At 43.1% G+C, this 22,199-nt stretch carries 20 protein-coding genes; 18 read left to right on the top strand and 2 right to left on the bottom strand.

Annotated elements, in window-relative coordinates:
* Nucleotides 1-384 precede the first annotated feature (384 nt).
* The 15 genes from nuoI to AC0VZ9_RS25600 all read left to right on the top strand — a co-directional run bounded on the left by nuoI (nt 385) and on the right by AC0VZ9_RS25600 (nt 16,845).
* Nucleotides 385-804, top strand: coding sequence for an NADH-quinone oxidoreductase subunit NuoI (gene nuoI, locus AC0VZ9_RS25670; RefSeq protein WP_009332200.1), 420 nt, complete (start codon nt 385-387; stop codon nt 802-804).
* Nucleotides 801-1,322, top strand: coding sequence for an NADH-quinone oxidoreductase subunit J (locus tag AC0VZ9_RS25665; RefSeq protein WP_475396922.1), 522 nt, complete (start codon nt 801-803; stop codon nt 1,320-1,322). The genes nuoI and AC0VZ9_RS25665 overlap by 4 nt, the downstream gene beginning before the upstream one ends.
* Nucleotides 1,319-1,633 (top strand): NADH-quinone oxidoreductase subunit NuoK, encoded by a 315-nt coding sequence (nuoK, locus tag AC0VZ9_RS25660; protein ID WP_009332198.1) that lies wholly within the window; start codon nt 1,319-1,321, stop codon nt 1,631-1,633. Before AC0VZ9_RS25665 ends, nuoK begins: the two co-directional genes overlap by 4 nt.
* A gap of 144 nt (nt 1,634-1,777) precedes the next feature.
* Entirely contained in the window at nt 1,778-3,646 is a 1,869-nt protein-coding gene (gene nuoL, locus AC0VZ9_RS25655) for an NADH-quinone oxidoreductase subunit L (protein WP_475396921.1), read from the top strand.
* A complete protein-coding gene (locus AC0VZ9_RS25650) occupies nt 3,643-5,160 on the top strand; it encodes an NADH-quinone oxidoreductase subunit M (protein WP_475396920.1) in 1,518 nt (505 codons plus the stop codon). Before nuoL ends, AC0VZ9_RS25650 begins: the two co-directional genes overlap by 4 nt.
* 6 nt (nt 5,161-5,166) lie before the next feature.
* On the top strand, nt 5,167-6,681 hold the full coding sequence (nuoN, locus tag AC0VZ9_RS25645) for an NADH-quinone oxidoreductase subunit NuoN (RefSeq protein ID WP_475396919.1): 1,515 nt from the start codon (nt 5,167-5,169) through the stop codon (nt 6,679-6,681).
* A gap of 291 nt (nt 6,682-6,972) precedes the next feature.
* Nucleotides 6,973-7,224 carry a DUF1146 family protein gene (locus tag AC0VZ9_RS25640; RefSeq protein ID WP_009332194.1) on the top strand — a complete coding sequence of 84 codons (252 nt, stop codon included), beginning with the start codon at nt 6,973-6,975 and terminating at the stop codon, nt 7,222-7,224.
* A gap of 272 nt (nt 7,225-7,496) precedes the next feature.
* Entirely contained in the window at nt 7,497-8,240 is a 744-nt protein-coding gene (locus AC0VZ9_RS25635; RefSeq protein WP_217035403.1) for a YwmB family TATA-box binding protein, read from the top strand.
* A 33-nt stretch (nt 8,241-8,273) separates the two neighbouring features.
* Entirely contained in the window at nt 8,274-9,584 is a 1,311-nt protein-coding gene (murA, locus tag AC0VZ9_RS25630; protein WP_251174299.1) for a UDP-N-acetylglucosamine 1-carboxyvinyltransferase, read from the top strand.
* Between the two features lie 381 nt (nt 9,585-9,965).
* The gene (locus tag AC0VZ9_RS25625; RefSeq protein ID WP_251174298.1) at nt 9,966-11,552 is read left to right on the top strand and encodes a sensor histidine kinase; all 1,587 of its coding nucleotides are present in this window, start codon (nt 9,966-9,968) and stop codon (nt 11,550-11,552) included.
* Nucleotides 11,553-11,574: 22 nt separating this feature from the next.
* Complete coding sequence (locus tag AC0VZ9_RS25620) at nt 11,575-12,261, top strand: response regulator (RefSeq protein WP_009332190.1); 687 nt, start codon at nt 11,575-11,577, stop codon at nt 12,259-12,261.
* A gap of 183 nt (nt 12,262-12,444) precedes the next feature.
* On the top strand, nt 12,445-13,422 hold the full coding sequence (locus tag AC0VZ9_RS25615) for a tripartite tricarboxylate transporter substrate binding protein (RefSeq protein WP_019380628.1): 978 nt from the start codon (nt 12,445-12,447) through the stop codon (nt 13,420-13,422).
* Between the two features lie 12 nt (nt 13,423-13,434).
* Complete coding sequence (locus AC0VZ9_RS25610; RefSeq protein ID WP_019380629.1) at nt 13,435-13,884, top strand: tripartite tricarboxylate transporter TctB family protein; 450 nt, start codon at nt 13,435-13,437, stop codon at nt 13,882-13,884.
* A gap of 21 nt (nt 13,885-13,905) precedes the next feature.
* A complete protein-coding gene (locus AC0VZ9_RS25605) occupies nt 13,906-15,411 on the top strand; it encodes a tripartite tricarboxylate transporter permease (protein ID WP_009332187.1) in 1,506 nt (501 codons plus the stop codon).
* A gap of 66 nt (nt 15,412-15,477) precedes the next feature.
* On the top strand, nt 15,478-16,845 hold the full coding sequence (locus tag AC0VZ9_RS25600) for an SLC13 family permease (RefSeq protein WP_475396918.1): 1,368 nt from the start codon (nt 15,478-15,480) through the stop codon (nt 16,843-16,845).
* A 75-nt stretch (nt 16,846-16,920) separates the two neighbouring features.
* Here AC0VZ9_RS25600 and tcuA read toward each other — a convergent pair whose 3' ends face one another.
* Nucleotides 16,921-18,420 carry an FAD-dependent tricarballylate dehydrogenase TcuA gene (gene tcuA, locus AC0VZ9_RS25595; RefSeq protein WP_019380631.1) on the bottom strand — a complete coding sequence of 500 codons (1,500 nt, stop codon included), beginning with the start codon at nt 18,418-18,420 and terminating at the stop codon, nt 16,921-16,923.
* Nucleotides 18,421-18,543: 123 nt separating this feature from the next.
* On the opposite strand from tcuA, the gene AC0VZ9_RS25590 reads away from it, so the two are divergent.
* Nucleotides 18,544-19,401, top strand: coding sequence for a LysR family transcriptional regulator (locus AC0VZ9_RS25590; protein WP_071157178.1), 858 nt, complete (start codon nt 18,544-18,546; stop codon nt 19,399-19,401).
* 105 nt (nt 19,402-19,506) lie between these two features.
* Nucleotides 19,507-20,538, top strand: a complete 1,032-nt coding sequence (gene spoIID, locus AC0VZ9_RS25585; RefSeq protein ID WP_019380633.1) for a stage II sporulation protein D — start codon at nt 19,507-19,509, stop codon at nt 20,536-20,538.
* A gap of 31 nt (nt 20,539-20,569) precedes the next feature.
* Here spoIID and AC0VZ9_RS25580 read toward each other — a convergent pair whose 3' ends face one another.
* Nucleotides 20,570-20,989, bottom strand: a complete 420-nt coding sequence (locus AC0VZ9_RS25580; RefSeq protein WP_019380634.1) for a VanZ family protein — start codon at nt 20,987-20,989, stop codon at nt 20,570-20,572.
* A gap of 143 nt (nt 20,990-21,132) precedes the next feature.
* On the opposite strand from AC0VZ9_RS25580, the gene AC0VZ9_RS25575 reads away from it, so the two are divergent.
* Entirely contained in the window at nt 21,133-22,098 is a 966-nt protein-coding gene (locus AC0VZ9_RS25575) for a M23 family metallopeptidase (protein ID WP_009332181.1), read from the top strand.
* Nucleotides 22,099-22,199: the final 101 nt, after the last annotated feature.

Genomic DNA, 22,199 nt, shown 5'->3' with positions numbered 1-22,199 from the left:
GCCTCATAAAGTTTCGTGAACTGTCTAGCTCCACAAGGAACGATTCGACAGCATCTTCATCGCAGGACTAAAAAGCGTTAGCTTTTAGGAGCGCCTACCCCCCTCGAGGTCACAAGCTTGTCTAGTTGCGGCTCCTAGGGACGAAAGACTAGCCAATCCCTTTCAGAAGGAAAGAACACCTTCTTGCAGGGCTCGTCTTGTGCTTGTCGGGGGTGGGCAAGGCGCTTCCGCATTTCTAAAATTGTCCAGCTCCAGGCGCCATCGGCTCTCGGGTCTAAGCCAATCCGTCCAAAAGGTAAAAAAACAACCTTTTAGCCGGCTCGTCTTATGCTTGTCGCCGATAAGCGGGCGCCTTATGCATTTCTTAACAAGGGGTGAAAAAACATGCTTGGTTTAGCGAAAGGATTATCGTATACCCTAAAAAACCTGACACGCAAAAAGGTAACCTATGACTATCCGAATGAACCGCTTCCGCTTCCGGACAGGTTCAGGGGAATTCAAAAGTTTTATCCTGAAAAGTGCATCGTGTGCAATCAGTGTGCAAATATTTGTCCAACCGATTGTATCCAGCTGACAGGCAAAAAGCATCCGGACCCTGCCAAAAAGGGAAAAATCATTGATACCTATGACATCAATTTCGAAATTTGCATCCTTTGCGACTTGTGCACAGAAGTCTGCCCAACCGAAGCGATTATCATGACCAATAATTTTGAACTGGCGGAATATAGCCGGGATGAGCTGTTTAAAAATCTTGAATGGCTTGATGAAAATGATGAAAATATACGGAAGGTGAATAAAGCATGACGTTTTCAGGTGAGTTTTTATCGTTTATGTCTCTAGCTTTAGTTGCGGTCATCGGCGGCGTGCTTTTATTAAACCTTACCAAAGTCGTGCATATGGTTGTCGCTCTGGTATTTACATTTGTAAGCATTGCCGGAATTTATGTGCTGCTTTCAGCTGAATTCCTGGCTGCCGTTCAGATCTTAATTTACTCCGGTGCCATTACCATCATCATGCTGTTCGGAATCATGCTGACACGCCATAACGATACAAGCGAGCCGAAAACAGGACGCTTTCGAAAGCTGTTATTATTCCTGGGTGTGCTTGGCTTTGCTTTCGCGGTGTACATCGGGATTTATAACCTCGATTTGCCGTCAGCACCGAATGACCTTCATGTCAATAATACAGAGCAAATCGGAATTGAGCTTTACTCAAAATTCATAATTCCATTTGAAGTAACATCTGTCCTATTATTGGTCGCTTTAATTGGTTCAATTGTTTTGGCTAAGAGAGATGATGAAAAGGAGGCGGAAAAGGAATGAGTACAGTTCCCGTTCAAGCCTACCTGGCATTGGCTTTAATTCTTTTCTGCATCGGGCTGTATGGTGCCTTGACAAAGCGCAATACCGTGATTGTCCTGATTTCAATCGAACTGATGCTGAATGCGGTCAATATCAATCTGGTGGCATTCAGCAAATACGGCATTATGCCATCCATAACAGGCCAGATATTTGCTTTGTTTACAATCACTGTTGCAGCAGCAGAAGCAGCAGTTGGCCTGGCGATATTAATTGCCCTGTACCGTAATAAAAAGAGTGTTAATATTGATGAAATGGATGCTATGAAGCACTAAAGAGACTGTGGAAATGCAGCCGGACTGGCTGAGAATAGAGAGTAGTGAAGGCTGCCATATATGGCGCCGCCTTTATGGACCTGAAAAAAGGTCCCAATCTGACACGCCAAGCATTAGGGTGTGTTCAAAAAGGGGATTGTGATAATGATGGAGAATGCATGGATCATACCGCTTTTCCCGCTTTTATCGTTTTTGTTCCTTATTTTATTCGGCAAACGGCTAAAAGAAGCGAGTGCTTATATAGGAATTCTGTTTACCCTGGCATCGCTTGTCTATTCAATATTGGTGCTTTTTGACCGGTTTTCGGCACCAACTTTTAAAGCAGAAGGCGTTTGGCTGACTATAGGGGATGTTCAGTTAACAGCGGGTTTTGAAGTTAATCAGTTAAATGCATTGATGCTGGTAATTGTATCACTTGTCAGTTTCCTGGTACATACGTATTCGAAAGGGTATATGCAGGGTGATGACCGCTTCCCTGTTTTCTATGCTTATTTAGGGTTATTTACATTTGCCATGCTGGGCCTTGTCATCTCGCCTAATCTGCTTCAGACGTACTTCTTCTGGGAACTTGTCGGACTTGGTTCCTTCCTGCTGATCGGTTTCTATTTTTACAAAGAGGAAGCAAAGGCTGCGGCTAAAAAAGCATTTATCATGACCCGTATTGGGGACGTCGGCCTTTTGATCGGAATGATTCTATTATTCTGGCAGGCTGGCAGCTTTGAGTATGATGAAATTTTTGCAGCTGTTGAAGCTGGTGCCATTTCTGGCACAATGATTACGTTAACAGCCATTCTTATCTTTGTAGGGGCTGTCGGTAAATCGGGCCAGTTCCCGCTGCATACCTGGCTTCCGGACGCAATGGAAGGACCGACGCCGGTCTCCGCATTAATCCATGCTGCGACAATGGTAGCGGCAGGTGTGTATTTAGTGGCAGCGCTGTTCCCGCTGTTTACAGCAAGTGAAACAGCACTGATGACTGTTGCTGTAATTGGGGCATTCACAGCCATTTTTGCGGCAAGCATCGGCCTGGTCCAAAAGGATATAAAGCGGGTGCTCGCTTATTCAACCGTCAGCCAGCTTGGCTATATGATGCTGGCGCTCGGTTCTGCCGGATATGTAGCTGGTGTATTCCATTTAATGACACATGCCTTTTTCAAGGCCTTGCTGTTTCTTGCAGCCGGAAGTGTCATCCACGCGGTTCATACACAGAATATTGAACATATGGGCGGATTATGGAAAAAGCTGCGCGTGACTGGCCCTCTATTCCTGATTGGGACACTGGCGATCAGCGGGGTTCCATTATTTTCAGGGTTCTTCAGTAAAGATGAGATTTTAATTGCTGCCTGGGCGCATGGGAATACAGTACTGTTCTGGCTAGCGGTGATTGCTGCGTTCTTTACGGCATTTTATATGTTCCGTCTGTTTTTTATGGTTTTCGCTGGTGAAGCAAGAACCGATATGAAAAATGTTCACGAGTCGCCTAGTGTAATGACGCTGCCAATGGTGGTCCTAGGGGTGCTGGCTGTAGTGGCTGGATATGTGAATACGCCATGGTTTGGTACGTTTCTTGGTGAGTGGCTCGTGGAAGATAACCATGCTCTGGGCCATGGCCATATTGAGGGACCTGCATGGATAATGATTGTCGCCACTGCTGTATCCCTGCTTGGAATTTTCCTTGCCTGGCTAATGTACGGCAAACGTACGCTCGCCCGCGACTGGCTTACAAGCAGAATGCCGCTTTCATACAACGTTCTGTACAATAAATACTTTATTGATGAATTCTATTCGCTGACAGTGGTGAATGGTGCGAAATTCATTAGCTCATTTCTGCAATTCCTGGAAGTGTTCCTGGTTGAAGGACTTGTGAAGAGCGTTACTGGAATCACGTCTGCACTCGGAAGACTGGGTTCTAAATTTCAAAATGGCCAGATTCAGACATACGGAACAGCGGCGTTTGTCGGGCTTGCTATTTTAGTTGTCATCTATGCGTTTACGGGGGGGTACTTAAAATGAACTTAGCGTATTTTCTATCCATTTTAGTTTTCTCCCCGCTCCTTGGTATTTTAGTATTATCATTCCTGCCGAAAACACAGGAATCATTGATCAAGACCGTAGGATTTTTGGCTACCATTCCGGCACTGATATTGGCGCTGATAGCCTATTTTCAATACCGGGCAGGTGCAAGTCTGGAACAGCTGAATGAAAAAGTCAGCTGGATTCAGTTTGGAGATTCCGGCCAGCTGGGCAACCTTTTTTCCATTGATTATGAACTGGGGCTGGATGGATTTTCATTAATCATGGTTGTGCTCACAGCTGTGCTTTCTACACTGGCAGCTATTGCTTCTATTCATATTAAAAAAGAATGGAAGGGCTACTTCATGCTGTTCCTGCTGCTTGAAGTCGGCATGCTTGGTGTATTTGCGGCTGAAAACCTGATTCTTTTCTTTATTTTCTTTGAAATCACCTTGATTCCGACCTTCTTCCTGATCGGGAAATGGGGTTACTTTGAAAAGGAAAATGCCGCTTACAGCTTCCTGATCTATAACGGTCTCGGATCTGCTGTGCTGCTGATTGTCATTATGGTGCTGTTTTCCCGTACTGGCACAGCTAATATTGATGCTTTGATGGCCGCAATGAACGCGGATAATCCGCAGCTAGTTGCGCCAATCTCTGAAAATATGAAAATGGGCATGCTGATTGCGCTTTTAATTGCATTTGGAGTGAAGCTTCCTATATTCCCGCTGCACAGCTGGATGGTAAGGGTGCACGTACAAGCTCCGCCATCAATCGTCATGCTGCATGCCGGAGTGCTTTTGAAAATTGGTGCTTTCGGTTTAATCCGCTTTGGTATGGGAATATTTCCTGAGCAATTCCAAAGTATTGCTGTATGGCTGGCTGTACTCGGAGTCGTGAATTTACTGTATGGAGCATTTCTGGCATTTGTTCAGACCGATTTTAAAATGGTGCTTGCCTACTCCTCTATTTCCCACATGGGAATCGTTTTAATCGGGTTAGGCGCATTAAATGAGGCAGGAATCCAGGGGGCGATTTTCCAGGTTGTTTCCCACGGTTTAATCGCAGCACTTTTATTCTTCCTTGTCGGTGTTTTTTATGAACGCGTTCAAACATCCAATATTCAAAATCTCGGCGGTTTGGCAAAAGGGATGCCGATTACAGCAGGCTTCCTGCTTGCAGGGGCTATGGCCTCACTTGGCCTGCCTGGCATGTCAGGGTTTGTAAGTGAATTTATGGCCTTCCTTGGCCTGTTTAAAGAAATGCCGATTCTTGCCGCAGTCGGTGCGATCGGAATCATTATGACAGCTGTTTACCTGCTTCGAGCGGTACTGGGCATCACATACGGCAAAGCGCTTAGAGATTTTGCCGGCGTAACGGATATGAAGAAGTTTGAGTTTGTGCCTGTCCTGGTCTTAGTCGGCTTAATTGTCCTGATTGGTGTTTATCCGAGTGTACTGAGCGAACCGCTGACATCAACACTTGAAACGATCATGCTGGGGATAGGAGGGTGATGAAGGATGGATCTCGAAACATTATTATCATATGAATGGGGCATTATGACGCCGGAGTTCATCATCCTTGGTGTTGCGACCGCTCTTTCACTAATGGATTTGTTTATGCCGAAATCACAAAGCCGTAAAATTCTCGGCTGGGTCGGCTTTGCCGGAATTCTGGCAGCACTTGTTTCTTTACTTGGCCTTATCGGACACGGCCCGGAATCCATTTTGCTTGATACATTCAGGCTTGATTCATTTGCAAAAGCTTTTAAGCTGCTGCTTTTGATCGGATCGGCAATGGTACTGCTGATTGCCATTGGCTATGAGCCAAATGAAGGATTGGAAGAGTTCAGGGGGGAATTTTTCTATCTATTCATGGCTGCATTGCTTGGAGCGATGATCATGTCTTCAAGCGGAGACTTAATCACCCTGTTTGTGGGACTTGAGCTTCTTTCCATCTCGTCTTATATTCTGGCAGGCATGAGAAAAAGAAATCTGCATTCAAATGAATCTGCCATGAAATATGTGATAAATGGCAGTATCGCCACAGCAATCACTTTGTTTGGAATGAGTTATGTATACGGTTTAACTGGAACTACGAACTTAAAGGAAATGGCAGGATTTTTGACATCCGTCTATAACGAGCAGCATATTTACCTGCTTGGCCTTGCGTTCTTTATGATTGTGGTGGGGCTATCCTTCAAGTTGGCAGCAGCACCGTTCCATATGTGGGCGCCTGATGTGTACCAGGGCGCACCAACACCTGTAACAGCTTTTTTAAGTGTAGTTTCTAAAACAGCCGGGTTCATCATTTTAATCCGCATCCTGTTCTCAATCTTTTCAAATGCACCATCCGGTGAGGCTCAGGGGCTGCCGATGATTCTTGCTCTCCAGGATTACATAGCCTTCCTGGCCGGCGCCACGATGATCATTGGGAACTTGATTGCGTTAAGACAGCGGAATATCAAGCGTTTGTTTGCCTATTCCAGTATCGCACAGGCTGGTTATCTGCTGGTCGTCATTGCGAGCATGTCATTGTTCATGTTTGATACACTCTGGTTTTATCTGGGAGCCTACTTATTCATGAACTTGGGTGCTTTTGCGATCATCCAGCATGTAACACATAAATCGGGCTCTGAAGATATCAGCCAATTTGCCGGCCTATACCGCCGCGCGCCGTTCCTGGCCATTGCCATGGCCATCTTCCTGCTCTCGCTTGCAGGATTTCCCGGAACAGCCGGTTTTATTGGCAAACTGAATATCTTTATGGGTGCATTAGTGCCGAGTGAAGGACATTATGTATTAGTATCGATTATGATTGCGACAACAGTTGTTTCATACTTCTATTACTTCGGCGTAATGGTGCAAATGTTCTTCAGGCCAGCAGGTGATACAGGGAAGGTTAAGATCCCAGCTGCATTAACAGCTGTTATCGGAATTAGCCTGGCAGCAACAATCTTATTTGGAGTTGCACCGAATATCGCATTTGACTTCCTGCAGGGCAATTTCAATCAGTTCACTGATTTCTTTCAGTAAGGTTAAAATCGCTTTATAAGATGGGGATTATAAAAAAGCTTTTACAAAAAGGGGACAAAAGGGGTATTAATAAGAGAGGGGGATTTTCCCCTTCTTTTTGTTTGCCCCTGTTTACACTTCGTGTTTTTTCGACAATTCGATATAATGGACATATAAACTGCGAAAAAGAAAGAAACTTAATTTTCAAAAAATATCCATTCATGAAACTTACCTGGTAAGATAAACGTCAAATGGTATTGTAGCGCACAAAACAGGTAAGCGACGTGGCAAATTGTTAAGGGAGGGAAGAAGATGGTATCAGGATTTGGGCAACAGGCACTTATCAGCATTATGTCTCATCTGGTGTTTATTGCGCTGGCCTGGTGGGCACTTCAGGCACTGCGGTTCGAAACGCTATTGCGGGCGAATCATGTTTTTCAGGCAAGGGTACTGTATGTTCTGCTTTCCATTGTGATTGGATCAGCCGTAAGCAATTTCTTTCTCGATTATCTTCTATGGTCCCAGCAGCTGCCGCTTATTCTGCAGAACATCACCTTTCTTTAGGAGATGCATTTGATGGCCATATTTTTTATAAATATAGGTCTTCATACATGTTTTCATTTTGATAATTATTGAGTAAAATCTTTTTGTTGCTTGTTTTCCTGCATACATACTAGTTTGTGAAATGGTTTTCAAAGTATGCAAAAAAGGGCAGGAATAGCATCGGAGTTAACAGTGATTTTGCTGCCTTTTCAGTTTGTCAAAAAGTGACGACAATTCCCAAGTATGCTCTCTCTATCCTTGGTAACAATGGTACTAAGGGGAGGAGTTTAGAGATGAAAAAATTATTCATGACATTATCCATTATTGCCATTATTGGTTTCATGATGATAAACATTGGGAATAAGACGACTGTAGCCAAAGGGGAGCTTGACCTGTTAACGATGGCCTCGGTTTTACAGGGCGAGAATATTTTAATCAAGAATTGGACTTTGCATGCGAGAGAAAAAATGGAAAACCTTCAAACCCTTCAGGAAGTGAAAGCATTCACCGATGAATTGCAGTCGAAATATCCTGATTGGGAATGGAGCTTTCAAAGATCAGAAAAGGCTTGGGAAGCAGAAGCTATTATTATGAAAACAGATACTCAGTCAGAAGCAGTAAAAGTTTTATCGACCCCCACAAAAGGTCAAGTTCAGACGTATGTGATTTATGAGGCCAAAGGTCAGGGGTGGAAGAAAGAACAAAGCGAACTGGCTGCAGAACTGAAAAGTAAGATTTCTGACATTTTTCGAGGAAATGCCACAATTTTCTCTTGTATCCAGGGTGAATTCAATGATAAGATGAATAAGTCTTTGCCTGATACTGCAGCTCAATTGCTGGCAGCTTTTAATGCAACAGAAATAGAAGCACTAAAAGAAGACCAATTTATTTCAGCATCAGCAAATTCACCGCTCTTTGGTGAATCCATTGAGACAAATGGCAATAAAATGAACATGCAGCTTGGATTACGGACACAAGGAATGGGCGCCAAGACAAACATAGTTATTGGCACACCCATCATTACGATTGAATATTAATATAGAGAAATTGGACGCGGAGGGGAATACACTTTGGATAAAATCATCGTCCGCGGCGGAAATAGGTTAAGCGGTACTGTCAAAGTAGAAGGAGCAAAAAACGCTGTCTTACCGGTTATCGCCGCAACACTGTTAGCAAGTGATGGCAAAAGCGTAATTCGTGATGTCCCAACACTCTCCGATGTATATACTATTAATGAAGTATTACGCTATTTAAACGCCGAAGTGGAGTTTGAAAATAATACAGTAACAGTAAATGCATCTCGAGAGTTGAAGGTAGAAGCACCTTTTGAATATGTACGCAAAATGCGTGCTTCAGTTTTAGTCATGGGATCTTTATTAGCAAGAAATGGCCGTGCCCGTGTGGCATTGCCAGGGGGCTGCGCAATTGGTTCCCGCCCGATCGATCAGCATTTAAAAGGCTTTGAAGCGATGGGTGCGAAAGTAAAGGTTGGTAATGGCTTTATTGAAGCGGAAGCACCAGAAGGCCGCTTGCATGGAGCAAAAATATATCTCGATTTCCCTAGTGTTGGTGCTACGGAAAACATTATGATGGCTGCAACATTAGCCAAAGGCACAACGATTTTGGAAAACGTAGCAAAGGAACCGGAAATTGTTGACTTAGCTAACTTCCTGAATAAAATGGGTGCCAAGGTTAAAGGGGCAGGAACTGGCACGATCCGCATTGAAGGCGTGGACGTACTGTTTGGTGCAGAGCACAACATCATTCCTGACCGCATTGAAGCAGGTACATTCATGGTAGCAGCTGCCATTACAGGCGGAGACGTTCTTGTAAAGGGTGCTGTTCCTGAGCATTCCGCTTCTTTGATCGCCAAGATGGAAGAAATGGGTGTTACCTTCATCGAAGAAGCTGAAGGAATTCGTGTACTGGGTCCAGATAAATTAAAGGCAGCTGATATTAAAACAATGCCTCACCCTGGCTTCCCGACAGACATGCAATCACAGATGATGGCCCTATTGCTTCATGCTCAGGGTACAAGTGTGATCACGGAAACTGTATTCGAAAACCGATTCATGCATGTGGAGGAATTCCGCCGCATGAACGCTGATATTAAAATTGAAGGCCGTTCTGTCATTATGAACGGACCAAGCAATCTGCAGGGTGCAGAAGTAGCTGCTACAGATCTTCGTGCAGCCGCTGCGTTGATCCTGACTGGATTGGTGGCAGATGGCGTAACACGCGTAACAGAGCTGAAGCATCTTGACCGCGGATACGTGAATTTCCACGAAAAGCTTGCTGCACTCGGTGCAGATATCGAACGTGTGACAGAAGTGGAAGAAACACCTGTTAATAACAGCATTGTTTCTGACATGAACGCGTAAGTAATGCCAATCAAGGCGGCCACCTGCAAGTCGTCAAAATAGTCGCCTTGCGCGCATTTCAAACTGAAACCGCAGAATCGAGCTGTCAGAGGACTGACAAATCGATTCTGCGGTTTTTAATTTCTGATATTAATAACATTTGAACGTTGATTACTGCTCCAGCCCTCTCCGAGAGGCTCGACTTGTGCTTGTCGGGGGTGAGCACCTAAGGGAAGCTTCCTTGGGTGTTCTTCGCACGGAACAAGCGCTTTTGGCTTGTTCCGAAGGCGCTTGCGCTTTTCTTATTGGCCGACTAGTAAGAAGTATTCATGGATAATTTTGAATATTTATACTAATATAATAGAAAAAGATGGGATATAGTGAACAGCTAATGAAGATATCATGAAAAAATTCCTAAAGGTTTCATTGAAGGTGAAAATTCTGGGATTGGTCCTCATGCTGATTATATTTATCATCACTTCTTTATCAGGTCTATTTATTTATATGAAGCAGGCTGATGATGTGGTAAAGGCGAGGGAAATTTCCTTGGAAACGGCCAAGACCCTGTCTTATATGCCTGCCCTGCAAGATTTTTTTCGGCATGGCGGCGAATATGAAAATATCAATATATTGATGGACCAGATTAAATATCAATCCAAGCCCATGACTGTATTTTTTCAGGGCCGTGATGGGAGGATGATTGCTTCAACAGATGAACAGGGTTTATATAAAATGCTGAATAATGACAATGCAGATAAAGCGCTTACTTATGGGAGCTATTACGTACTCCAAACAACGGAAAACGGCAGAAAGGTGCTTAAAGCGATTGCCCCAGTTATGGTGGATTATGGGCCATATAAAAAAGTGGAGGGTACAGTCGTTGTTTTATATGAAATGGATGCGATATATATTTCTATTTGGGATGACATCGCAAAGATTCTAAAGGCCTCCGTATTGATCTTAATCATTGGGATTTTTGGAAGCTTCCTATTGGCCAACAGCATTCGCAAAGATACTCTCAATCTGGAACCATATGAAATTGCCGCTTTGTTCAGAGAAAGAAATGCAATCCTGCAATCGGTGCGAGAGGGAATCATTGCTGTGGATGCACAAGGAGTTATCACCATGATGAACTCGTCTGCACAGCATATGCTGGATATTGAGGCACAGGCAGAAGGTCGGCCCTTAACTGAAGTAATTGGCTCCTCAGAAATGTTAAAGATCCTTTCAAACAATGAAAAACAAATGAATGTTGAAATACAATACAAAGATAAAATTATGATCGTCAGCACTGAGCCAATTATTGAAGAAGAACAAAAGAAAGGGATGGTCGGAAGCTTTCGTGATCGGACAGAGATCAAGCATATGATTGATGCCCTATCCGAGGTTAGGCAGTATTCCGATGACCTGAGAGCTCAAGCTCATGAATTCACCAATAAGCTGTATGCCATTCTCGGCCTTCTTCAGCTGAATAAGAAAAGGGAAGCGATTGAGTTTATTAAAAATGAGGCACATATCCATTCAATAGAGGAAGATTTATTACTATCGAAAATACAGGATGAAAAAGTCCAGGCTATCCTATTAGGGAAAATGGCGCAGGCATCGGAAAAGAAGATAAATTTTGTTATTGACCCAGAAAGCTCGCTGGAATCCCTACCGGAAAAATTCAAGCTATCTTCCCTGATCATTATTTTGGGAAATCTCATTAATAATGCATTTGATGCCGTTGCAGAAAAAGAAGAAAAGATGGTTCATTTCTTTGTGACAGATATCGGAAATGACGTGATTTTTGAAATCAATGACAATGGCAAGGGAATTAAGGATGAGGATAAGCCGTTTATTTTTCAAACCGGTTTTTCTTCTAAGGGAAAACATAGAGGATATGGACTTGGGAATGTAAACGATGAAGCACGATCATTAGGCGGAATGATTGAATTTGACAGTAATGAAGAAAATGGTACGGTGTTCACTGTCTACTTGCCAAAATGATTATCTCTTATAAAGGGGGAATTTGAGTGGGGTAATCAATGTTGTAATTGCTGAGGATGATTTCCGAATTGCGCAAATCCATGAAGAATTTTTATCAAGGGTTAAGGGCATGAAGTTAGTCGGGAAGGCCTTAAATGCTAGGGAAACTATGAATTTATTGAACGTCCATCAAGTGGATTTGCTGCTGCTGGACATATATATGCCGGATAGATTGGGAACAGACCTGCTGCTGGAAATCCGTGAAAAGTTCCCCACACTGGATGTTATTTTGATATCAGCCGCCAGAGAAAAAGAATATTTGCAAAAAGCCTTGAAATTTGGCGTCCATAACTATTTGATTAAGCCGGTAACAATGGAGACCTTTGTCGGAACAGTTGAGAAATATAGGAAAGATAAGCAGATCCTGGACTCAATAGCGGAAGTGAATCAGGATGCCATTGACCGGTTATTTGGAAGCCGCAAGGTGAAAGAGGATAAACTTGATTTGCCAGCAGGAATTGACTACCTTACCTTAAACAAAGTAAGCCAAATACTAAAGAAAGAGACGAAAGGCATGTCCGCTGACAAGGTTGGCGAAAAAATGGGCGCATCCAGGACTACGGCCAGAAGGTATCTTGAATATTTGGTAAGTGCCAATAAAGCGTATGTGGAGCAGGAGTATGGGATTGTAGGACGGCCGGAACGAAATTATTACATAAAAGAAGGATGAGGAAAGGTCCGAGTGATCAGGGCTTTTTCTTTTTTTTATAAAAATGTGAACCAATGAACATATGAACATAATGAACAAAATGCATATAAAGGTTTATATGGACATTTTTTTGAAAACGTTTACACTGTGGTGTTTAGAATTTATTATAAATTCAGAATAAATAACTTATAAGGAGTGGATACCATGAAAAAACTTGGAATATTAATATTATCTGTAGTATTGCTTTCGGCATGTTCATCAGGTAAAGCATCTAACAGTGCAGATTACCCTTCTAAGAACATTGAAATTGTAGCCCCTGCATCTCCGGGTGGAGGATGGGATTTGACTGCCCGATCCGTACAGAAAATCTTAAAAGATAACAAACTAGTCAAGAGTAATGTAAATGTCATTAATAAGCCGGGAGGCGGCGGTGAGGTGGGCTGGAACTATCTGCACAGCAAAGACTCTCATAACCTTGCAGTAAATTCGAGTTTGCTCCTGACGAATAATTTACTGGGACAAAGTAAGCTGACGCACAAAGAATTTACTCCGTTAGCAACTCTGGCCACTGAATGGCAGGCAATTGCCGTATCGGTTGATTCTCCATATAAATCCATCAATGACTTAATGGACCAGATCAAGAAGGATCCAAAGTCCATTAAAATCGGAGTTGGCCCTGGATTAGGAAATGATGACCATCTGGCATTTGTACAGGTTGCAGACATGAAAGGGATCACACCAGCAGATTTGAATTTCCTTGTTTATGATGGTGGCGGGGGAGATGTGGTTACCGCTTTGATGGGGAACCATGTGGATGCTGTAACCACATCGTTATCAGAGGTTAAGGATCAGCACTTGGCTGGAAAGCTTAGAATCTTGACTGTATCCTCTGATAAGACATTGGAAGAGCTCGAAGATGTGCCTACACTTCAGGAAGAAGGAATAGATATGGTCTTTCCTCACTGGAGAGGTATTATGGGCCCGCCTGACATGACTGAAGAAGAAATCAAATATTGGGATGAGAAGTTAACGGAAATGGTTAAAACGGATGAATGGAAGAAGCTGCTTGAGAATAATGACTGGGATGACTTCTATCAAAATAGTGAAGAAACCAAAGCGTTTTTTGATGAACAGGAGAAGTTATACAAAGATCTGATCAATGATTCTGGATTGGTTAAGTAAGGGAGCGATGGGATGAAAGCCGTAAAAATAGGAATGCCTTTGTTAATGATCATCATTGCCGGTTTCTTTTTAATCAGCTCATTCGCCATTCCAAAGGCAAATCTCGGAAACCCAAACGGGCCTTTATACTTTCCGATAGGATTAAGTATTTTTATGCTGGTGCTTAGCGTCATCTATCTCTTTAACGAATTAAAAACTCTGCATGAACATAATGGGAAAATCCAGGGGCTTTTTGAGGGGAGAACATTGAAATTAATAGCAGTGACCATCGCCCTGGGAGTGATTTACGCTTTTATTTTCGAACCTTTTGGATTTCTGGCTTCTACCATTATTTTCCTTGGATGTCTGCTCTTCTATGTGAATGGATGGAAGAAGTGGAAGGCTAATATCATTGTCACGGTTTCATTTTCGTTCATAACCTGGTACGGCTTTAGTGAATTATTGGGTGTGAGTTTACCATAAATATGGAGGTGAGAAGTTAGCATGGATGCTTTCTTGCAAGGGTTCCAGATCGTTTTACAGCCAATGAATATCTTTTGGGTTGTAATTGGCGGGTTTTTAGGCACGATTGTCGGCATGCTCCCAGGCCTGGGGCCAGCTACAGCTGTTGCGGTGTTAATACCCATTACCTTTGGGATGGACCCGACAAGTGCGATCATTTTAATGGCTGCCATTTATTATGGTGCCATGTATGGCGGCTCAAGAAGTTCGATTCTACTCAATACACCGGGGGATGGATCTGCCATCGCGGCCACCTTTGACGGATATCCGATGGCTCAAAAGGGACAGGCAGGAGAGGCAATGGCCATTTCCGCAGTGGCTTCCTTTATCGGCGGTGTATTGGCGGTCTTTGGTTTTATCTTTTTGGCAAAGCCGCTGGCAAACTTCGCTTTAAAATTTGGCCCATCAGAATATTTTCTATTAATGCTTTTAACATTATCGGCCATTGTATCACTTTCTATCGGTAAAATGGTGAAAGGCTTCATCGCGATGGCGCTGGGTCTTCTGATCAGTACCATTGGAATTGACCCCCAGACGGGGGTGCACCGTTTTACAATGGATATTCCCCATTTAAGTGAAGGTATTGAATTCCTCATTGTTATTATCGGTGTTTATGCAGTAGGAGAAGTTTTTTATAACTTTTTAACTATTGATAAAGTAAAAAAAGAAAAGAAAAAGGTTGGCAGAATCTGGTTTACCAAGGAACAATGGAAAAGGTCGAAGTGGCCGATACTTCGCAGTGCTCCATTAGGATTTATCGTTGGTGTCCTCCCTGGGGCGGGAGGATCGATTGCTTCCATGATGAGTTATTCTTCTGAGAAGCAGCTATCAAAGAAGCCTGAGGAGTTCGGTGAAGGTGCTGTTGAGGGACTTGCAGCTCCGGAATCATCCAATAATGCTGCTTCTGTTGGGGCAATGATTCCGCTTTTGACCATGGGAATTCCAGGTTCAGGCACGACAGCGGTCATGCTGGGAGCTCTTATTATGCTGGGAGTGAGACCTGGCCCCTTGCTTTTTGAAAATGATCCTGGAATGGTATGGGCCCTGATCAACAGCATGTTTATTGGAAATATCGCATTAGTCATCATCAATATTCTCCTTGTCGGCTTATTGGTGAAAATCCTGGATACACCAGCTAAGGTTCTATATCCGCTTATCATCATGCTGGCGTTTATAGGCACATACACACTCAGCTATAGCACCGTTGATTATTTCCTGCTGCTTCTTTTTGGCGTAATTGGGCTTTTTATGAAAATAATGGACTTCCCAATTGCCCCTCTGGTGCTGGCAATTATTGTGGGCGGGGATATGGAGCAGAATTTCCGGATGGCCCTGACTTCATCTAACGGCAGCTTAAGTATATTCTTTTCTTCCGGAATATCGATTACACTGATTGTGCTGACTGTACTTTCTTTGTTCTATCCAATTGTGATCAATAAGTTCAAGAAGAAAAGCAGAAATGATGATAAAGATGCTATCTCTGCTTAATATGGATCCAGGAAAGTCCACCAGAATAATGGTGGATTTTCCTGTTTACGCCGAAGGAGAAACATTATGAAAAAGAAACTTCTAATGATTATAGCAATCGCGCTGTATCTTTTCTTTTTTATCCTCCCGATGCAATGGAATATAAAAGTACAGTCGCTCGTCGCGCTTGTGATCATCCAGCTATTATGGGTGGGAAACGTATTTCCCCTGGCCTACAGCTCACTACTAGTCATGCTGATGTTTTCCTTTCATTTTTTTACTTATGAAGAGGTGCTGGCATATATTAGTTCTGATGTTGTCTGGCTGATGGTTTCTACATTTATCATCTCAAGAGCCTTTATCGATACTGGATTAGCCGACAGGCTTTCCCTGGTGATTTTGAAATGGTCGCGCGGTGCAGGCAAGGTGCTTGTCTTCATCTCATTTTTACTTGTCTTTATTTTATCGGTCCTTGTACCGTCCAATGTCGGGAAAGCAAGTCTTATTTCCTCCGTATTTGATAGTCTGATCAGAAGCTTAAAGTCAATGGACGAATCAAGCAATCTGGCGAAATCCTTGTTCATCGGCATCACCTATCTGATCCCGATTACTGGTGCTTTTGTTGCTACAGGAGCAAGTTCAACGATCTATGCTTACAGTCTTTTGTCCGATAGTGGCCATCATATTGATTATCTGCAATGGACTCTTACTTTTGGAGTGCCAATCGCTATTTTTGCCGTGCTGCTCGGTCTGGCATTCATCATCATGTTTCCGCCGGAGAAAATGAACAAAGAGCATTTGCTGTGTCTGCTTGAAGCCAAAATCAGTGAATTGGGAAACATCAGTGCAAGAGAAAAGAAAATGCTTGCGATTATGGGCGTTACACTTACTCTTTGGATCACGCAGACCATACATGGATACTCAATTCCCCTCATTGGACTTTTGGGCGCCTGTCTGACCATATTCCCGGGAATCGGAGTCTGGGAATGGGAGCGGGCAAGAAAATCGATTAATTGGGATATCGTTCTGTTTTTTGCTTCCACGCTCATGGTCTCAGGGATGCTGTTAAGTACAGGCACCATCGATTTGCTGGTTAAGTATCTCACCCCAATCCTTGCCCTGAAGACTCCGTTTATGACTGTTTTGATTTTAATTCTATTAACTTCATTGATGAGAATCATGTTTGTGAATGTCTTAGGTTTCCTGGCCATTATGCTCCCTTTAGTTATTTCACTGGGGGATGTATTAAGCGGCTTCCCAGCTCTGAACCTGGTGAAGGCCGTGCTTTTGGCAGGTATTCCAGGCTTCTTCTTTATCACCCAATCGCCTGTCCATTTAATCAGTTATTCATATGGCCATTTTAGTGAGAGAGATTTGCTTAAAGCGGGTGCTGTTTCCTTTTTGATTTGGATCGGGGTTATTTTAGGAGCGTTCGCATTTTATTGGCAGGGATGAGGCGGCTTACGGCTGTCTCTTCTTCAATTTTGAAGAAAAAATGGCATGCTCACTTAACTGAGCACGCCATTATAGTTATTTAATTGAAGCCTTGGATTGATTCACTGCGAATGAGGCGGCCTGAGTTCCGGCGACTTTGCCATAAACGGCACCGGACATTAAGCCTGATCCGCCTGGATAGTTTTTATAAAAGATTCCGCCGACCATCTCTCCTGCTGCAAAAAGCCCTGGAATTGGGGTCTGTTCTTTATTTAGTACTTCTCCATCGGTGTTAACATGTAGTCCGCCAAAGGCAAAGGTAATTCCGCATGTAACCGGGAAGGCATAGAAGGGTCCTTTCTCAGCCCGCAGTGCCCAGTTCGTTTTTTCAGGAGTGATGCCTGATGTTGATTTTCCATCTTTGACAGACGGATTATAATCACCATCTTGAACAGCATCATTATATTCTTGAATGGTTTTTAAAAACTGTTCTTTTTCAACAGGGAGCTGCTCCGCTAATTCCTGGAGCGTGTCTGCCTGATAAACAGTTGCTTCTTCCAGATTATATTCTTTGCGCAGAAGAGGTCTCACTTGGCTATCAAAGATCTGGTAAGCAACATGTCCAGGCTGTTTTAAAATTTCGCGTCCATATTTTGCATAGGTATAGTTCCTGAAGTCGGCGCCTTCATCCACAAAGCGGTACCCCTCTTTATTTAGCATGATTCCAAGCGGGTATGAATGCTTCTTGAAGATATCGCCTGGCTTTGTGAAATCACCGACCTTTGGAACATTATAGTCTGTACCAATGGAGTGGCATCCTGACCATTCACCAAATGTTTCGGCTCCAGCCTCAATCGCCATATTGATTCCGTCACCTGTATTGAATTCTGTGCCCCGGACAGCAGCTGCTTCCCACTCAGGTCCTAAATTCCTGGAGCGCATTTCTTTATTGGCTTCAAAGCTTCCGCAGGCAAGCACGACGCTGTTTGCCTCTACGATAAGTTCTTTCTCTTTTTGCTGAACGACTGCGCCGGTTATTCTGCTGTCTTCGGTTAATAACTTTGTTGCCTGGGCCTCATACCATATGTCAATCCCTGCTTCCTTAGCACGCTGGAAAAGTGCCTTCATTAAGCCAATTCCTTTTTCCTTAGTTTTAACAGGAAGGCCGCCCCAGAAGTGAATTTTGTCATCCTTTTTAAATGATTGATTATCATAATTCAGTTCAAATTCGACACCCTGCTCTTTCATCCAAACGATTGTTTCGTAAGACTTAGAAACAAGCTGATTTGCCAGCTCCGGATGGCTCTGGCCTTCAGTCACCCTCATTAAATCATTATAATAGTCAGAATCACTGTACTCCGGCATCACAATTTTACCGGCTTCTTCATCTGTCAATGAGGGCATGATTCTTCTGATATCGCTTAAATCGTTATAAGCAAAACGGATGGCCCCATCTGTAAAATAAGAATTGCCTCCGCGCTTATGTTCAGGACCTTTTTCAAGGATCAGGACGCTTGCCCCATTCTCCTTTGCCGAAATCGCCGCACATAGTGCCGCATTGCCGGCTCCTACCACTAATACATCATATTTAGCCATTTTAAGTACCTCCCGACGAATTTTTACTATTTATAACTTTATTGTAGGGGGAATGGTAAAATAAATGAAATATTGATATTTTATTGTTAACGATTAAAAATTTCTATTTCAATGGAGGAGGAAATGGACGAAAAAGATTGGCTCATCCTGCAGACAATCCATAAAGAACGGAATATTACGAAAGCTGCGGAACAGTTGTATATCTCGCAGCCTTCATTGACGTACAGGATTCAGCAGCTGGAAAAAGAATTTGCTGTAAAAATCCTATCACGAAGAAAGAGAGGAGTGGATTTTACATCTGAAGGGGAATATTTAGTGGAATATGCCAATAGGATGATTCATCAGCTAAGGGAAACGAAGGATTTTCTCAGCAGCATGGAGGGTGAGGTAAGAGGAGCATTAAGGCTTGGAGTCTCACAAACGTATGCCAGATATAAATTGCCTGAAATACTGGCTGCATTTCTAATTCAATATCCACAGGTAGACCTGAAGTTAAAAACCGGCTTCAGCTATGAAGTAATCCAAATGGTTCATAAAGAAGAAGCGAATATTGGCATCGTCCGTGATCCTTATGATTGGAAGGGGCCAAAAATTTTAATAGATGAAGAGAGAATCTTCCTTGCTTCAAACGATAAAATCGATTTAGAACAGCTTCCATATCTGCCGAGAATAGATTATAACACCGATCCATCCTTAAAAAATATTATCGATCTTTGGTGGAAGGAAAACTTTAACCATCCTCCTACTATTACAATGGAAGTAGATATTATCGATACATGCCGTGAAATGGTTCTGAATGGGCTGGGTTATGGAATCCTGCCGGAAATTTGCCTTAAAGGCTGCACAGATCTAAACACATGGGAATTGAACTTAAAGGGTGAAACGCTTTACCGGAAAACATGGCTTGTATTTAATGAAAGTTCACTGAATCTCTCCGTCTCAAATGCTTTTATTGAATTTATCCGCGGCAGTAAAGCATAAATTGGTTAAATGGCAGTCCGGTTCATTAAGTTGTCATAATAGCTTGTCCATAGCCATAAACATGAAATGAGTTCGAATTATTTATTTGCTATGGAGGCTTAAAACATGACAAAATTCAAACCTTTCATCGTACTAGCCGCACTGTTGTTTGCCGTCACGCTTATCGTTCCCGCCCTGCTTGTGATTCCCTTTACAGAAGGAAAAGTCAGCGGGAAACTTGGCGAGGAGCTTAAGACTGAGACGAAAAAAGAGACAGCGGCAGAAATTCCTCAAGGGCCAGCCATAGAGGTAGGGGTCTACCGCCTTGCACAGAAAAAGCTGGAGACGGTTCCGCTTGAAGAGTATATCGTCGGAGTAGTAGCATCGGAAATGCCGGCTGAGTTTGAAGAGGAGGCTTTGAAGGCTCAGGCATTGGCAGCCAGGACATTCATTGTGAAGCAGTTAATGAATAAAGATAGCGTTGAACTTCCTGAGGGGGCATTAGTTTACGATACAGTAACCCATCAGGTTTATAAAAGTGATGAGGAATTGAGACAGCAATGGAAACAAGATTATAAGTGGAAAATCGAAAAGGTAAGAGAAGCCGTTACCGAAACGCAAGGCCAGATTCTTACTTTCGACGGCTCACCGATTACAGCCTCCTTCTTTTCAACAAGCAATGGCTTTACGGAAAATTCCGAAGCTATCTGGCCAAATTCTGTTCCTTACTTAAAAAGTGTAGAAAGCAAATGGGACCTGCATTCTCCAAAGTTTAACGGCAGAGAGGTATTCACAGTCCAGGATTTTGAAAGGAAATTGGGTGTACAGCTTCCTAATGATAGCACGATTGGCACCGTAACTGAACGCACAGCCGGCCAGCGGGTCGCAAAAGTGGATATTAACGGAAAAGTCGTCAGCGGTAAAGACATCCGGGAGAAGCTTGGCCTGAAATCAACAGACTTTACCTGGGAACGCAAAGGAGACAATATCATCATCAATACCCAGGGCTACGGCCATGGAGTCGGCATGAGCCAATACGGCGCAAACGGCATGGCAGTTGAAGGAAAGAGCTACAAAGAAATCGTTGCCCATTATTATAAAGGGGTGGAAATTGCCGCTTCTGACCAGCTGCTGACGAAAGTCACGGCTAAGAAATAAGGAAAAGAGCTGATTCATTGAATCAGCTCTTTCAATTTGCTTTATTAAAAAAACCAAGAAAATTAGCAAGCTTTTTAAACTTCCCATAAAAAAGAGCCCGGCTGATCAAATACCAGCACACCAGCACACCGGTAATATCCTTGACAGCGTCAATCACAGTAGCAGACCGATAAGGTACAAACGATTGATGAATTTCATCGAGAATCCCGTAAAAGCAAGCCAATACGGCCAATAAAATATTTACTCCCGGGGTTAGCTTAAATACTGTTAAAGCAGCCAAAACCAGAAGAACATACAAAATACCAAACTCAATCAGATGCATAGATTCTTTTAAAAAACGGTCCACCGCCAGATCCGGCAGCTCCACCACTGCATCTGCCGGCATGCTGGACAGGACCCAAATAAGCGCCATATAAAGGAAAGGCAGCACCCGTATTATCCACTTAACCATCTATAAGTAACTCCTTATAAATTTTTTTCCCAAATCATGCATAATCCGAAAACCTTTGTCGAAAAATAAGCCCAAAAAATTTTTTTTGAGAAATGTATATAATCCTCTCAATCTGTTCAGACTGATTGCTGAGGTGATGATAAATGAGAGAGGAAGAAAAGAAACGATCTTCTCAAGATTCCAGCTTTAAACGCTTTATGAAGAAGCGGTGGGCATTCCCAGCTATCTACATTGCAAGTGCAGCAATCATTCTAACCGGTGTTCTTTGGTATCAAACAAGCGACAACGCTACAGACACTGACAGCTACGATTACGAAGCCACTGATATTACCGGCAAAAAGTACGACGAGCCAGCATTGGAAGTTAACCGCGCAATGGAAAACTTCGTAATGCCTGTCAAAGATCCAGACTCAGCTGTCATTCAAAAACAATTCTATGACTATGACGGCAAGGCTGAAGAACAGGAAGCTGCTCTAGTATTTTACAATAACACATACCATCCGAACACAGGTATTGATATCGCTACAAAGGATGGAGAAACTTTTGATGTCCTTGCTGCATTAAGCGGAAAAGTAACTAAGGTAGAAGAAGATTCACTTTTGGGCAATGTCATTGAAGTGGAGCATGACAAAGGAATTGTAACACAATATCAATCTGTTACAGAGATGAATGTTAAGGTTGGCGACCAGGTAGAACAAGGTGATGCCCTTGCGAAGGCAGGCGAAAGCTTGTTTAATGAAGAAGCAGGCGTACATGTACACTTTGAAATCCGTAAAGACGGAATGCCGGTCAATCCGCTTGATTACTTCAATAAGCCGCTTAGCTCTTTACAGGAGTTAGACACAACTGACAAAGCTAATGCTGAAGAAAACAGCGGTGCAACTGAAGGAAACGACGAAGCTGCTCCTTCTGAGGACAAGTCAGCTGAAGAGTCTGGCAAAACGGAAGACGAAGGTTCTGCTGAAGAACCTGCGGATGAAAATGCCGGAAATACGGAAGAAGACGAGTCTGCTGATACAGAAGAAGATCCAGCTGGAACTTCTGAAGACGAAGGTCAAACTGACGACCAAGTTGAGGAAGACACTGCAACTGAATCAACTGACGCATAATGATAGGGAGTCTGCCGAAATGGCGGGCTCTTTTTTTGACAGAATGTATGAATCCTGAAGTTTGATAACTGTCTAGTGCAAGGAGCCTGCCCCCTCGATTT

The organism is Cytobacillus sp. QJM3NY_8 (assembly GCF_056173585.1).
Note: the sequence above shows the minus strand (reverse complement) of the source record. Positions and strands in the feature narration are given on the sequence as shown.

Coding starts and splice junctions, on each gene's coding strand:
- nuoI (WP_009332200.1), top strand. CDS start 385: ATGCTTGGTTTAGCGAAAGGATTATCGTATACCCTAAAAAACCTGACA.
- AC0VZ9_RS25665 (WP_475396922.1), top strand. CDS start 801: ATGACGTTTTCAGGTGAGTTTTTATCGTTTATGTCTCTAGCTTTAGTT.
- nuoK (WP_009332198.1), top strand. CDS start 1,319: ATGAGTACAGTTCCCGTTCAAGCCTACCTGGCATTGGCTTTAATTCTT.
- nuoL (WP_475396921.1), top strand. CDS start 1,778: ATGATGGAGAATGCATGGATCATACCGCTTTTCCCGCTTTTATCGTTT.
- AC0VZ9_RS25650 (WP_475396920.1), top strand. CDS start 3,643: ATGAACTTAGCGTATTTTCTATCCATTTTAGTTTTCTCCCCGCTCCTT.
- nuoN (WP_475396919.1), top strand. CDS start 5,167: ATGGATCTCGAAACATTATTATCATATGAATGGGGCATTATGACGCCG.
- AC0VZ9_RS25640 (WP_009332194.1), top strand. CDS start 6,973: ATGGTATCAGGATTTGGGCAACAGGCACTTATCAGCATTATGTCTCAT.
- AC0VZ9_RS25635 (WP_217035403.1), top strand. CDS start 7,497: ATGAAAAAATTATTCATGACATTATCCATTATTGCCATTATTGGTTTC.
- AC0VZ9_RS25625 (WP_251174298.1), top strand. CDS start 9,966: ATGAAAAAATTCCTAAAGGTTTCATTGAAGGTGAAAATTCTGGGATTG.
- AC0VZ9_RS25615 (WP_019380628.1), top strand. CDS start 12,445: ATGAAAAAACTTGGAATATTAATATTATCTGTAGTATTGCTTTCGGCA.
- AC0VZ9_RS25610 (WP_019380629.1), top strand. CDS start 13,435: ATGAAAGCCGTAAAAATAGGAATGCCTTTGTTAATGATCATCATTGCC.
- AC0VZ9_RS25605 (WP_009332187.1), top strand. CDS start 13,906: ATGGATGCTTTCTTGCAAGGGTTCCAGATCGTTTTACAGCCAATGAAT.
- AC0VZ9_RS25600 (WP_475396918.1), top strand. CDS start 15,478: ATGAAAAAGAAACTTCTAATGATTATAGCAATCGCGCTGTATCTTTTC.
- tcuA (WP_019380631.1), bottom strand. CDS start 18,420: ATGGCTAAATATGATGTATTAGTGGTAGGAGCCGGCAATGCGGCACTA.
- AC0VZ9_RS25590 (WP_071157178.1), top strand. CDS start 18,544: ATGGACGAAAAAGATTGGCTCATCCTGCAGACAATCCATAAAGAACGG.
- spoIID (WP_019380633.1), top strand. CDS start 19,507: ATGACAAAATTCAAACCTTTCATCGTACTAGCCGCACTGTTGTTTGCC.
- AC0VZ9_RS25580 (WP_019380634.1), bottom strand. CDS start 20,989: ATGGTTAAGTGGATAATACGGGTGCTGCCTTTCCTTTATATGGCGCTT.
- AC0VZ9_RS25575 (WP_009332181.1), top strand. CDS start 21,133: ATGAGAGAGGAAGAAAAGAAACGATCTTCTCAAGATTCCAGCTTTAAA.